Origin of the sequence: Gemmatimonas sp., from assembly GCF_046594945.1 — a bacterium.
Classification (GTDB): domain Bacteria; phylum Gemmatimonadota; class Gemmatimonadetes; order Gemmatimonadales; family Gemmatimonadaceae; genus Gemmatimonas.
Genome location: NZ_JBKJRB010000055.1, coordinates 52,466 through 65,569 on the forward strand (window position 1 = coordinate 52,466; position 13,104 = coordinate 65,569).

The window sequence follows — 13,104 nt, forward strand, 5'->3', positions numbered from 1 at the left end:
ACTCAGTCGTCGTCGTCGTCGTCGTCAGCATCCAGAGGGACAGAAGTACGACGCGGCCGCGGGTGGCTTAGTCCCGCCGTCAGTTCACCAGCGCCCACGCGAACACCACGAATCGCCGAGACGGCCGAGAGCGCAGTGTCTTCCAGTTCATCCTGCAGCACATCCAACACCGCATTGACATCGTCCACGCGCCGAGCCGTCGTTTCCGCCGCATCGAGCAGCTGCTCGCTGAAGGCCTCGGCGGCATTCGTCACGCGTTCCACATCGGTCCGGAGCATCGCCACCACTTCCCGCGCATCGCCAACGATGGCCGTCGCGTTCGCCAGCAACGGCTTCGTCTCTGTGGTGAGCCGATCGACCGTTTCGTTGAATTTCCGCACCCCGGCGCGCATCGAGACGATCAGCAGAATCGTGGCGATCAGCACGCCGATCCCAAGCAGAAGCACGACGAGCTGAAGGACACCGCTCGTCCACTCCAGCATGCCTCGCTCGGGGATCGTACGGGCGATGATGGTGTCCGGAAACGTTGCGGCCTGCAGGAGCCGCGCAGACAACGCACTGACAAAGGTCATAAGGGTGATCTAAGGGTTTCCGGCAGAGTCGGGAAGGGGTCGGAGCGCTCGATCGAAGGATCGGCGACCAGTCTAAGAACTTCAGGACGTGCGTGACGCTTTCGCGGCTGCTATCCTTCCGATCGCCCGATCGCTCCGTTCAATCGCCGCGTTCAACCCCGAGTGCATGTCCGCCGTCCAGTTCATTGTCGAAGGAGGTCAGCGTGTCAGTGGCTCGATCCGACCAGCAGGCAATAAGAATGCCGCGCTGCCGATCGTTGCCGCCACGCTGCTCACCGATCAGCCAGTACAGCTGCATAATGTGCCTCGCATTCGGGATATCGAGACGCTCGTCGAACTCGTCCGCAGCACGGGCGCGCAATGTGAGTGGAACGGCCCGAACTCGCTGCGTGTCCACGCGAAGTCGGTGCAAGCGGCCAATCTCGATCCGCCGATGTGCGCACGGATTCGCGCGTCAATCCTGCTCGCTGCGCCGCTGCTCGCGCGTTGCGGCACCGTCACGCTGTCGCCACCGGGCGGCGACGTCATCGGCCGCCGACGGCTCGACACTCACTTCCACGTACTGCAGGCGCTCGGGGCCGAGTACGAACTGGGTGAGCGGTTTCGCTTCACCGCCAAGGCTTTGATTGGTGCCGACGTGTTCCTCGACGAGCCCAGCGTCACGGCCACCGAGAATGCGCTGATGGCCGCGGTCGCCGCCACCGGACGCACAGTGCTGCGCAATGCGGCGAGTGAACCGCACGTGCAGGATCTCGCGCGCTTCCTCGTGGCGCTCGGCGCGCGCATCGACGGCATCGGATCGAACGTCTATACCATCGAAGGCGGCATGCCGCTCGGCGGTGCGACCCACGAGATCGGTCCCGATCACATCGAGGTGGGCTCATTCATCGGACTTGCCGCGGTGACCCGCTCGGAGATTCGTATTCAACGCGCCGGCGTCGAACATCTGCGCAGCACGCTCATGGGGTTCGAGCGTCTGGGCATCTCCTGCATCATCGATGGCGACGACCTGATTGTACCCGCCGAGCAGTCGCGCGTGATTCAGACCGACCTTGGGGGGCACGTACCGAAGCTCGAGGATCAGCCGTGGCCCGCGTTCCCCGCCGACGTCATGTCGATTGCCATCGTCACCGCGACGCAGTGCGAAGGGATGATCCTGATGCATGAGAAGATGTTTGAATCGCGTCTGTATTTTACGGATAAGCTGGTGAGCATGGGCGCCCGCATCGTGCTCTGCGATCCGCATCGCGCGATCGTGTCCGGTCCCACCAAACTGCGCGGCAGTACGGTGGAATCGCCCGACATCCGCGCCGGCATGGCGATGCTGCTGGCCGCCCTCTGTGCGGACGGAACAAGCGTCATCAACAACGCCCAGCAGATCGAACGTGGCTATGAGCGGATCGAAGAACGGCTCGGTGCCCTCGGCGCCAAGATTCGGCGCGTCGAACTGAGCGCTCGCTGATCAAGGGACATTCATGAGTCTGAGGCCGCTTCTTTCGGCGGAGTCGGTGCCGGGTATGCCCGACGGCGTGTTGGCGTGGACCACGACCCGCGCCGACGGCTCGTTCGGCATGGGATCGCACGAACCTGTTGGCCCGGTAATGGATCGATGGGCAGGGCTACAGGACGAACTTGGGGCGCTCCGGATCGCGCGTCTCGCGACGGCGCATCAGATCCACGGGGCGATTGTGGAGCGGCACGGTGGCGGCTGGCGCGGGTGGCTGCGTCTGCGCGGCGTCGATGGACACGTCACGACCACGCCCGGCACGGCACTGGCCGTCACCATCGCCGATTGCACCCCGGTCTTCATCGCACACCCCGGGGGAGCGGTCGCGGCGCTGCACGCCGGGTGGCGCGGAACGGCGGCGCGTATCCTTGATGTCGGGCTCGACGAGCTCGAGGCACTGGGATTTCCCGCTCCCGAGTGTGTGGTGCATCTGGGACCGTCCATTTGCGGCCCGTGCTATGAAGTCGGAGCTGAGGTCCTGAGCGCGGTGCACGGTGTGCCGACCGAGGCGAAGGGTCCGCTCGATGTGCGCGACGTACTGCGCGAACAGGCCTGGCGCCGCGGAGTTACCCAAGTTTCAACCAGCGTGGCCTGTACGCGATGTCATTCCGACCGGTTCTTCAGCCATCGCGGCGGGGATCAGGGTCGGCAACTCGGCGTCATTGCGCTCCAGTCATCTTGACCTTGTAGGGAGTGGGGCGTAGCTTACCGGTCTACGTAGTAACTCCTTCGTGAATTTCGCCCGCCCAGTGCGGGTGGGTGAAGTGTGGGGAAGGTCCCCACACTTTTTTGTTCTTCGGTGTTTGGTTTTTTTCTGGTTCTTACTGGAGATGTGCAGGTGGGCGAGATCGTCGAACCCATTGTCGCACAAGAGCTTGACACGCTTGGTTTCGATTTGGTGGAGATCCGACGCGGGGGCTCACGCTCTCGTCCGGTACTCGAGATTCGAATCGATCGGCGCGACGGCACGAAGGTGACGATCGAAGACTGTGCCCGGGCATCCCGCGCGGTGGAAGCGCGTTTGGAAGCTCAAGCATTGGTCGGAGAGCAGTATGTATTGGAAGTTTCTTCGCCGGGCGCAGACCGGCCGTTGAAAACCGCGGCAGATTGGCGCCGATTCGTCGGACGCCGGGCAACGGTAACGAGCGGCGCGCTGGCGGGGGGTAAACAGGAAGTCGAGATCCTTGCGCTGGATGGCGAGGAAGGCGCCGAAGTCGCGCTGGTGCGTGATCCGAAGGGGAGGGAGTTCCAACTCCCACTCGTCGAGGTCACCCAAGCGCGATTGGCGTTTCACTGGAAACGATAGGGGAGACGGATGGCCGGATCAGCGGAAATTCTCGCAGCGTTCCGTGAACTGTCGAATCTGAAGCAGATCACGCGCGAGGAGCTGCACGGGCTTCTCCAGGACGGCATTCATGCCGCCCTGGCTAAGAAGCACGGGGCCACCGTGCAGGCAGAAGTCGAGATCAACGAGGAGAAGGGCGCTATCCGCATCGTGCTGCTCAAGACGGTGGTGGAAGACGTGACCGATGCCGCTCGTGAAGTCCCGCTTGAAGAGGCGCGATTCATGGACCCGGAGTTCCAGATCGGGGACGTGATGGAAACCGAGGTCGATTTCAATGAATTCGGCCGCACCGCCGTTCAGGCCGCCAAACAGCGGATCGTCCAGCGCGTGCGCGAAGGTGAGCGCACACGCATCCGGGACGAATTCGCCGGCCGGGTCGGAGACCTCCTCTCGGGTGAAGTGCAGCAGATCGAGCGCGGTAAGCTTGTCGTCATGCTCAACAAGTTCCGTGAAGCGGAAGCAATCATTCCGTATCGCGAGCAGAACCATCGCGAGCACTACCATCAGGGTGAGCCGGTCCGTGCGGTCCTCAAGCGTGTCGAGGACACGCCGAAGGGCCCGCGTCTGATTCTGAGCCGATCCGATGCGCTGTTCGTACAGGCGTTGTTCAAACTCGAGGTACCCGAGATTCAGCAGGGTATCGTTGAGATTAAAGCCGCCGCCCGTGAAGTCGGCAGCCGGACCAAGATTGCCGTTACGTCCCGTGACGACGCCGTCGATCCAGTCGGCGCCTGCGTTGGGCTCAAGGGATCGCGCGTGCAAGCAGTTGTGAACGAACTCGGTGGCGAGCGTATCGACATCGTGCCTTGGTCGCCCGATCCGGAGCGTTTTGCCAAACTGGCGCTCGCTCCGGCCCGCGTCGCGCGCGTGTTCAGTGATGCCGTGTCGCGGACGATTCAAGCCGTCGTTGACGAAGACCAACTCTCGCTCGCCATCGGCCGCAATGGTCAGAACGTGCGCCTGGCGTCCGAGCTGACTGGATGGAAGATCGATTTGTACTCGAGCCGTGAGTGGATGGAGAAGGGCGGAGAAGCGCCGCTCTTCGCGCCGTTGCCCGAGGAGGAAGAAGCCGATGTCCTGCTGAACGAGATCGAAGGGCTCGAAATCGGAACGGTCGCCGTGTTGGCGGAAGCCGGTCTCACCACCCTGAACGACATTCTCGATCTCGATCGTGACGACCTCCTGCGTTTGCCCGGTATCGCTCCTGAAGAGGCCGATCGGATCATGGCCATCATCGACGAGCTCACTACAGAAGAGGAAGGCGACGCGGGGAGTGCGAGCGAGTGACCGACGAACCCCGCGTCGCGCCGACGCTCGATGATGCGGTGCGCCGAAAGGTGCTCGGGTTGATCGGACTGGGAGCGCGCGGTCGGCTCATCGTGGTGGGCGCCGAACGCGTCGCCATCGAAGCTGGGAAGGGCAAAGTGGTGCTGGCCGTGGTCGCAAGTGATGTCTCGCGCCACTCGCTGGAGAAGGTCGTGCCGGTCCTTCGGGCCCGTCGCATCGAAACGTTGGAGTGGCCGAGTGCGGCCGAGCTGGGCGGTGCTGTCGGGCGGGATACGACAGCGGCGATCGGGATTGTAGATCAAGCGCTGGCGCGCGGTATCCGTAGCGCCGTGGCCGGGGCAACCCCGGCAGGCGACGCGACGCGCGTTTCGCGTTAGGAGGACGGGTTGAGCAAGCTTCGTGTGCATGACATGGCGGGTGAGTTCGGTATCTCGGCTGACGAGGTGATCGCGCTCCTGCGCCAGATGGACGTTCCGGTTCGCAGCCATTTGTCGCTGCTGACCGACGATCAGGTTTCCCGTATTCGCGCCCGATGGGAGCGCGAAAAGCGCGTGCGCGCCGAAAAGGCGCAGCCCGCACCGGCCGCCGCTCCTCGCCGCCGTCGCACGGGAGCCGCCGCGGCACCAGATGCTCCGGCCCCGGCGGTCGAGGCAGAAGCGCCCGCGCCCGCGGTGCGTCGTCGGCGTGCCGCTGAGGTCGACGCCCACTCCAGTGAACCGGCGGCGGGCGACGTCCACGTGGATGAAAGCCACGCGGCCGAAGCCGCCGCCCCGGAATCGCAGCGAGAGCCGACCCCGGTTCAGGTGAGCCGTTCGGTTGAACCGGTGCTGGAACAGGTGCCGGTCGAGCAGGCACCCGAAGTCCGCGCCGACATCGAACACGTGTCCGTCGAGCGCGCTGCCGAGCTCTCGGCCGCTGCTGCTGCCGAGCCCGCTCCCGTACGCGCTGAACCGCCCGTCATCGTGACGCCGCCGGCGCCGAAGCCGGTCGCGTTCGCACGGAAGGACGCCGCACCCGTCCAGCGTCCGGTCGCGCCAAGACCGGTCGCACTCGTCGAGCGCCCAGCCGCGGGTCCACTGCCGCCGGCGCCGGTCGCTCCCGCTACGGCAGCGCCGACCGCCGTGGCACCAGTGGCACCGTCGGGTCCATTGCCGGCCGATCGTCCGCGTCCACGTCCTGTCGTTCCTGGTGCGCCGCGCCCGGGCCGCATGGGCGGGTCGCCGAATTTTGGAGGAGCGCGTCCCATCGCGTCGGCCGCACCTGGTGGTGGACTCGGTCAGGGGCAGCGCCGAGATGATCGTCGCCCCGGTGGCCCGCAGGGCGGCCCAGGGGGAGCGTCAGGTGGTGGCCAGGGTGGCCAGCCCGGACAGGCAGGTCAAGGCACTGGCATCGCCGCCAGCGCCCAGAGCCAGCAGCGTCGTGGCAAGAAGGGCAAGCGCGGAGCCGTCGACCAAGAAGCGGTGTCGGCCAACATTACGAAGACGATGACCGCCATGCGCGGCGCGTCAACGCGCGGCCGTGGTGGTCGTCGCTTCGGTTCTGATATGCGGGCCGAGATGGAGGAGCAGCGCGTTGCCGCGGCGGAGAAGGAGCGCAAAACCGTTCGCGTCAACGAGTTCATTACGGTCTCCGAACTCGCTCAAATTCTCGGCGTGTCCGCCACGCAGATCGTAGGCTTTGCGTTCAAGACGCTCGGTCTCATGGTCACCATCAACCAGCGTCTCGACTTCGACCAGATCGAACTCATCGCCGGTGAGTTCGGTTTCCAGGCCGTGAAGGAAAGCGACTACGCCGCTGATCTGCAGGAAGAGCAGATCGAGGACGCGCCGGAAGACCTCCGTTCGCGCCCGCCCGTCGTCACGATCATGGGTCACGTTGACCACGGTAAGACGTCGCTGCTCGATTACATCCGGAAGGCCAACGTGGTCGCTGGCGAAGCCGGCGGCATCACGCAGCACATCGGCGCCTATCACGTGGAGGTCGCGAACAAGCGCACCATCACGTTCCTCGACACGCCAGGCCACGAAGCGTTTACCGCCATGCGTGCCCGTGGTGCTCAGGTCACCGACATCGTCGTCATCGTTATTGCTGCCGACGACCAAGTGATGCCGCAGACCGTCGAAGCGATCTCGCATGCGAAGAGCGCTGGCGTGCCGATCATCATTGCGATCAACAAGGTCGATCTGCCCACGGCGCAGATCGCCAAGGTAAAGCAGGACCTGCTGCAGCACGAAGTCGTGCTCGAAGAATTCGGCGGAACCGTGCTGCATTCCGAGATCTCGGCGAAAAAGGGTACCGGCATCGACGAACTGCTCGATCAAATCCTGCTGCAGGCCGACATTCTCGAACTCAAGGCCAATCCGTCGCGTCGCGCGGTCGGATCGGTGGTCGAAGCACAGCTCGACCAAGGGAAGGGGCCGGTTGCGACCGTACTCGTGCAGAACGGCACGCTCAAGGTCGGTGACGATTACATCTGCGGCATCTACTCTGGCCGCGTGCGTGCCATGCTCGACGAGCGTGGCAAGCCCGTGAAGTCCGCAGGGCCCGCGATTCCAGTGCAAATCCTGGGTCTGAGCGGGGTGCCGATGGCCGGCGATCAACTGCTGGTGGTCGAAGATGCCTCCGAAGCGCGTGACATCGCGCAGCGTCGTGAGCGTCTCGATCGCGAGGCGAAGAGCCGTCGTAGCACGCGTGGGCTGGTGTCGCTCGAAGACTTCATGTCGCAGACCAGCGCTGGTCAGAAGCGTCAGTTGCGCCTTGTGATCAAGGCCGACCAAGGTGGTCCGGCCGAAGCGCTGGCCGACGCCCTCGGTCAGCTCTCCAACCCCGAAGTGCAGGTGGAAATCCTGCATCGCGGTGTCGGGGCGATTGCCGAGACGGACATTCTGCTCGCGAAGGCGTCAGGGGCCATCATCATTGGCTTCCACGTCCGACCCGACAACAATGCCCGCGCCGCGGCCGAGCGCGAAGGCGTGGATATCAAGCTCTATCGCATCATCTACGAGGCCGTGGCTGACGTGAAGGCCGCGCTCGAAGGCATGCTCCGACCGGAGTCGCGCGAAGTGGTGTACGGCGAAGCCGAGGTGCGCGAAACGTTCAAGGTCGCGCGCGTCGGAACGATCGCCGGTTGCATCGTGCGCTCTGGCAACATGAACCGGAAGGGACGTATGCGCGTCATCCGGGACGGCGTCGAGATTTACGACGGCGGCATCGCGTCACTGCGTCGCTTCAAGGACGATGTGAACGAGGTGAAGGAAGGCTACGAGTGCGGCATTGGCATCGAAAACTTCAACGACGTCAAAATCGGCGACGTGTTCGAATGCTACCGCACAGAAGAAGTGGCTCGTACTCTCGACCAGGCTGCAAAGTCCTGAGGAGGCAGTATGGGCGAACCGCGGCGACCTGACCGCGTAGCCGAATCGATTCGCGAACAAGTGGCGACCTTCCTTGCAGAAGGCGCCAAGGATCCGCGAATTCGTGGCTTCGTCACCGTAACCGCGGTGGAGATGACACGCGACCTTCGGCACGCAAACGTGTTCGTGAGCGTGATGGGAGACGAGGCCGCCGTCAAGGCGACCTTCGAGGGACTCGGAAGCGTCGCGTCGCACTTGCGTTCCATGCTCGGCAAGACGCTGCGCCTGCGGAACGCCCCGGAGATTCACTTCAAAGCCGACCAGAGCATTGCGCAGGCATCGCGCATTGAACAGCTCTTGGCGCAGATCCGCACCGATCGCGATGCGGTGGCAAGTGAGGCCGTGGAAATAACCATGGACGACGCCGATTCGACGGCCGGGGATGCTCCCGGCCCGTCGGGCCCATCGCCCTCCACAAAGTGACCATGACCCGCTCGGCGTGATGGTGCGCTGAGGCGGGCGTGGGCGCGATGTCATGATGACGTCTGGACTGCTGTATGTGGACAAGCCGGCCGGGATGACCTCGCACGATGTCGTCAGTGTCGTGCGGCGTGCGGTGCGCTCCAAGCGAGTTGGCCACGCGGGCACGCTCGACCCTTTCGCCACCGGATTGTTGGTGATGGCCGTCAATGCGGCCACGCGCCTGCTGCCCTATGTCGTCGGCGAGCCGAAGGTGTACGACGCGGTCATCCGTTTCGGTTACGAGACGAACACTGACGATCACACGGGTGAGGTCACTCGCGAGGCGAATTCCCCCGTCGCCGACCTGCTCGCGCAACCTGATGCGCCCCCTCTCCGCGACGCGATTGCGGCGCTGACCGGTCAACTCGCGCAGGTGCCCCCGGCGTTTTCCGCGAAACACGTGAACGGAGAACGAGCATACGCCTTGGCGAGACGCGGTGCAGTCGTCGATCTGGCCCCGGTTCTGGTGAACGTGATGCACTGGGGGTGGCTGGCCAGTTCGCCTGACTCTCTCTCCGTGCGCATTACCTGTGGCGGAGGCACGTACATCCGCGCGCTGGCACGAGATCTCGGACGCGCCCTTGGTAGTGCGGCGCACTGCGAGCGCCTGCGTCGCGTATCCAGCGGCGCGGCGCACGTGGCCGATGCGGAGCCGCTCGAACGGCTCGAGCCCGGTAGCGTCATTGATGGCCGGGTCGTGTTGCGCTCACCGCTGTCCGCCCTGGGAGCCATAGCGCATGAGCCGCTCGACGAGGCGGGAATCGCCGCCCTTCGCTTTGGCCGGCGAGTTGCCGCCACCACGGCCGGACCACGCGGCGCGCTCCTCTGGAACGACACGGTGGTCGCGATCGCTGAGCGTGCGGTCGGTGACTGGTGGCAACCGCGCGTCGTGATGCTGGGTGAGGAAGCCGCCGAATGACGTCGGTGTGGTCCGATCCCGTCGGGCTGCCGATCGGCGAGTCCGGTGCCGTTATAACGGTTGGCACGTTCGACGGCGTGCACCGCGGCCATCATGATGTCCTGGCCCGACTCGCCGCGCTGGCCGCAACGACTGAGCGCCCCAGCGTCGTCGTGACGTTCGAGCCGCATCCGCTCGAAGTGGTGCGTCCGTCGGCCGCGCCGCCGCTCCTTACGCTGCACGACGAGAAGCTCGAGATGTTCGCGCAGTGCGGCGTCTCCTATGTCGCCGTACTCCCGTTCACGCCCACGCTCGCGTCGTATGAAGCGGAGCAGTTTGTGGATGCCGTGCTCATCGAGCGCTTCCGCGTCGCCGAGCTGCTCGTGGGGCATGATCACGGGTTCGGGCGCGGGCGGCTCGGCGACATCGACGTGTTGAAAGCGCTCGGCGCCTCTCGAGGGTTCGGCGTCACCGTGCTGCCGCCGGTACACGCCGCCAACGGCGACGCCATTTCGTCGACGGCCATCCGGGCCGCAATCCTACAGGGCGACCTGCTCACCGCGGCGGCCGGACTGGGCCGCGCCTACAGTCTCGCCGGCACGGTCATTCGCGGCGATCAACGGGGGCGATTGATCGGCTATCCAACGCTCAATCTGCCGCCACCTTCCGTTCGGAAATTGCTCCCCCCGGACGGCGTCTACGCCGTTCGGGTGCAAACGCCGCAGGGACCGTTCGGCGGCATGCTCAACTTGGGCCCACGGCCAACCTTCGGGGATACCTCGCGCCGGATCGAGACCCATGTATTCGATGTCACACACGACTGGTACGGGGCGCCGATCCGGCTCGACCTGATCGCGCGCATCCGGGATACCAAGCCGTTTAGCGGAATCGACGCCCTGCGGGCGCAACTCGCCCTCGACGAGGTCGCCGCCCGTGGCACTCTGCAGGGACTGGCTACCGCCACGAGCACCGGACCCCTAAGTTAAGAGGCTAGGCGTACTTCGCGCCGTTTCTCGCGTCTGGCTTCCTGACGCGCTGACATTACCTCTGGCCACCGGCATCGATGGCGAACCTGAAGTACCGCATCCTGCTCATCGTGGGACTCCTCGCGGCCTCCGCGTGGGCCCTGTTTCCGCGCACCGTCATCGAACGGGTGAAGCGCGACGGCGTCTTCGTGTACGACACCGTGCGTCGCGTGCCGCTCAAGCGAGGTCTGGATCTCCAAGGCGGTATGCACCTGACGCTCGAGGTCGACGAGTCCAAGCAGGCGGTCGCCAACAAGTCCGAGGCCCTCGATCGCGCACTGAAGGTCGTGCGTCAGCGCATCGACGAGTTCGGTGTGTCTGAACCGGTGGTGCAGAAGGCCGGCACCGAGCGCATCATCGTCGAACTGCCCGGCATCGACGACCCAGAACGCGCGCAGGATGTCGTGCAGAAGTCGGCCTTCCTCGAGTTCCAGATCACGGATAAGACGCAGGCGTTCGAGAAGGTGATGCCGCGTTTCGACGAGATTGCCAAGAACGCTGGACTCGCCGTCGCGTCGGCGGCCAAAACGTCAGGCGACACCACCAAGAAGGTTGGTGTCACCTCGCTGCTCACTCAGAAGTCCGATTCCACGAAGGACTCGACTGGGAAGGCCGTGGCGACCACGGGAGCCGATACTGGAACTGTCGCGGTTGCCGGCGGCCTGTTCAGCACGAACGTGCAGCCGGGACAGATTCCCGGACAGTACATCGTGCCGGAAGCGGCCTACGCCGCAGTCGAGCGCGCGCTCGCGCTGCCCGCCATGCAAAACGCCATGCCCCCGGGCAAGGTGATGCGGTGGGGCGTGGATTCGCTCGTGTCGGGCACCCAGCGCTTCTTCGCGCTCTACGTGCTCGACTCACGCCCCATCATTACCGGTGAAGTGCTCACCGACGCGCGTCCCTCCACCGATCCGATGGAAGGCAACGTGGTGCAGTTCACGCTCAACAACGAAGGCGCTCGCCGTTTCAAGGTCGAAACCGGTAAGCATGTGAAGGACAACATGGCCATCGTGCTTGACCAGCGCGTCGTCACCGCGCCCGTCCTCAACAGCGCGATCGGTCGTAACGGCCAGATCACACTGGGAGGCGGTACGCTGCAGGCCGCGCAGGATCTCGCGCTCGTGTTGCGTGCCGGTGCGCTGCCCGTCCCGCTCAAGGTGGCGGAGGTCCGCAGCATCGGAGCGAGCCTGGGGGCCGACTCGATAAACAAGGGAGCGCTCGCCCTGGCGACCGCGTTCCTGTTGATCGTCGTCATCATGATTGGCTACTATCGTTTCGCGGGCATCCTCGCGGTTGCCGCGCTGGTGTTGTACCTCGTGTACACGCTCGCCATCCTGGCGGGCTTCCATGCGGTGCTGACGCTGCCCGGACTGGCGGGCTTCGTGCTCTCTATCGGTATCGCCGTCGACGCCAACGTCCTGATCTTCGAGCGCATTCGCGAAGAGCTCGACCACGGCAAGTCGAACCGGCTGGCCATCGACGAAGGCTTTCGCCATGCCCTCAGTGCAATCGTCGACACCTCGGCGACCACGATCCTGTCCGGCATGGTGCTGTATCAGTACGGCACCGGTCCGGTGCGCGGTTTTGCTGTCACGCTCATTGCGGGCCTCGTGGCCTCTCTGTTCACGGCGATCTTCGTGAGCAAGACCTTCTTCATGATCTGGCTCAGCCGCACGCGCGGCAACCAGACGCTGAGCATTTGAGGACGCCATGCTGCGAATCTTTCACAACACCAAGTACGAGTTCGTCAAGCACTGGCGCATCGCCGCCGGCCTGACGATCGCGTTTATCGTAGCGGGACTGGTCACCTTCGGTATCACCGGCGGTGTGAAATACAGCATCGAGTTTACCGGTGGGACGCTGATGCAGGTCCAGTTCAAGCAGGCACCCGACGTTGCGGTGCTGCGTCGTACGCTCGACGATGCTGGAATCACCGGCACGGAAATCCAGCAGTTCGGCGCGGCCACGGAGTACACTATCCGCGCCCGCGACGAACGGCAGGTGGAAGCGCAGGCTGCCGGAGCTGAAGGGGTCTCCAAGTCGATCGCCGCCGCGCTCGACCAGAAGTTCGGCGCCGGTAACGTCACCGTCGTGCGCACCGAAGCCGTCGGACCAAAGGTTGGCAGTGAATTGCGCGCCGGCGCGCTCACGGCCATGCTGATCGCCTCGCTGTTCACACTGATCTATCTGGCGATCCGCTTCGACTGGCGCTTCGGTGCGGCCGCCGTGCTCTCCACGGCGCACGATATTTTGGTCACGTTCGCGTTCATCAAGATGTTCGACATCGAGGTATCGCTCACGGTGGTCGCCGCCATCCTGACCCTGCTTGGATACTCCGCGAACGATACGATCATCATCTTTGATCGCGTTCGCGAAGATTTGAAGAAGCGTGCAAAGGGTGAAACGCTCGCTAGCGTACTCGACCGCGCGATCAACGAAACGTTGCCGCGCTCGATCATGACACACGCCACCACCCTAGCTTCCACGCTGGCGTTGCTCTTCATCGCCGGCGAGGTCATCCGTCCGTTCGCTTGGGTCATGGCGTTCGGCGTCTTTGTGGCCACGTTCTCGTCGATCTACGTTGCCGGTCCGTTG

At 64.5% G+C, this 13,104-nt stretch carries 12 protein-coding genes; 11 read left to right on the plus strand and 1 reads right to left on the minus strand.

The window, feature by feature from the left end; translation table 11 throughout:
* Positions 1–2: 2 nt before the first annotated feature.
* Positions 3–572, minus strand: a complete 570-nt coding sequence (locus ACLL97_RS06210) for a hypothetical protein (RefSeq protein WP_411279617.1) — start codon at positions 570–572, stop codon at positions 3–5.
* Positions 573–738: 166 nt separating this feature from the next.
* On the opposite strand from ACLL97_RS06210, the gene murA reads away from it, so the two are divergent.
* The 11 genes from murA to secF all read left to right on the plus strand — a co-directional run.
* A complete protein-coding gene (murA, locus tag ACLL97_RS06215) occupies positions 739–2,034 on the plus strand; it encodes a UDP-N-acetylglucosamine 1-carboxyvinyltransferase (protein WP_411279628.1) in 1,296 nt (431 codons plus the stop codon).
* A 13-nt stretch (positions 2,035–2,047) separates the two neighbouring features.
* Positions 2,048–2,761, plus strand: coding sequence for a polyphenol oxidase family protein (locus ACLL97_RS06220; RefSeq protein WP_411279618.1), 714 nt, complete (start codon positions 2,048–2,050; stop codon positions 2,759–2,761).
* Positions 2,762–2,878: 117 nt separating this feature from the next.
* The gene (rimP, locus tag ACLL97_RS06225; RefSeq protein WP_411279619.1) at positions 2,879–3,385 is read left to right on the plus strand and encodes a ribosome maturation factor RimP; all 507 of its coding nucleotides are present in this window, start codon (positions 2,879–2,881) and stop codon (positions 3,383–3,385) included.
* 9 nt (positions 3,386–3,394) lie between these two features.
* Positions 3,395–4,711 (plus strand): transcription termination factor NusA, encoded by a 1,317-nt coding sequence (gene nusA, locus ACLL97_RS06230; protein ID WP_411279620.1) that lies wholly within the window; start codon positions 3,395–3,397, stop codon positions 4,709–4,711.
* Positions 4,708–5,088 (plus strand): L7Ae/L30e/S12e/Gadd45 family ribosomal protein, encoded by a 381-nt coding sequence (locus ACLL97_RS06235; protein ID WP_411279621.1) that lies wholly within the window; start codon positions 4,708–4,710, stop codon positions 5,086–5,088. The genes nusA and ACLL97_RS06235 overlap by 4 nt, the downstream gene beginning before the upstream one ends.
* A 9-nt stretch (positions 5,089–5,097) precedes the next feature.
* Positions 5,098–8,085: a translation initiation factor IF-2 gene (gene infB / locus ACLL97_RS06240; protein ID WP_411279622.1), complete on the plus strand. Its 2,988-nt coding sequence runs from the start codon at positions 5,098–5,100 to the stop codon at positions 8,083–8,085.
* A 9-nt stretch (positions 8,086–8,094) separates the two neighbouring features.
* Positions 8,095–8,547: a 30S ribosome-binding factor RbfA gene (gene rbfA / locus ACLL97_RS06245; protein ID WP_411279623.1), complete on the plus strand. Its 453-nt coding sequence runs from the start codon at positions 8,095–8,097 to the stop codon at positions 8,545–8,547.
* Positions 8,548–8,599: 52 nt separating this feature from the next.
* Entirely contained in the window at positions 8,600–9,505 is a 906-nt protein-coding gene (truB, locus tag ACLL97_RS06250) for a tRNA pseudouridine(55) synthase TruB (protein WP_411279624.1), read from the plus strand.
* Complete coding sequence (locus ACLL97_RS06255; protein WP_411279625.1) at positions 9,502–10,470, plus strand: bifunctional riboflavin kinase/FAD synthetase; 969 nt, start codon at positions 9,502–9,504, stop codon at positions 10,468–10,470. The genes truB and ACLL97_RS06255 overlap by 4 nt, the downstream gene beginning before the upstream one ends.
* 77 nt (positions 10,471–10,547) lie before the next feature.
* Positions 10,548–12,212, plus strand: a complete 1,665-nt coding sequence (gene secD, locus ACLL97_RS06260) for a protein translocase subunit SecD (protein WP_411279626.1) — start codon at positions 10,548–10,550, stop codon at positions 12,210–12,212.
* A gap of 7 nt (positions 12,213–12,219) precedes the next feature.
* Positions 12,220–13,104, plus strand: an 885-nt coding sequence (secF, locus tag ACLL97_RS06265) for a protein translocase subunit SecF (RefSeq protein WP_411279627.1), incomplete at its 3' end; no start/stop codon positions are given.

Coding starts and splice junctions, on each gene's coding strand:
- ACLL97_RS06210 (WP_411279617.1), bottom strand. CDS start 572: ATGACCTTTGTCAGTGCGTTGTCTGCGCGGCTCCTGCAGGCCGCAACG.
- murA (WP_411279628.1), top strand. CDS start 739: ATGTCCGCCGTCCAGTTCATTGTCGAAGGAGGTCAGCGTGTCAGTGGC.
- ACLL97_RS06220 (WP_411279618.1), top strand. CDS start 2,048: ATGAGTCTGAGGCCGCTTCTTTCGGCGGAGTCGGTGCCGGGTATGCCC.
- nusA (WP_411279620.1), top strand. CDS start 3,395: ATGGCCGGATCAGCGGAAATTCTCGCAGCGTTCCGTGAACTGTCGAAT.
- rbfA (WP_411279623.1), top strand. CDS start 8,095: ATGGGCGAACCGCGGCGACCTGACCGCGTAGCCGAATCGATTCGCGAA.
- truB (WP_411279624.1), top strand. CDS start 8,600: ATGATGACGTCTGGACTGCTGTATGTGGACAAGCCGGCCGGGATGACC.
- ACLL97_RS06255 (WP_411279625.1), top strand. CDS start 9,502: ATGACGTCGGTGTGGTCCGATCCCGTCGGGCTGCCGATCGGCGAGTCC.
- secD (WP_411279626.1), top strand. CDS start 10,548: ATGGCGAACCTGAAGTACCGCATCCTGCTCATCGTGGGACTCCTCGCG.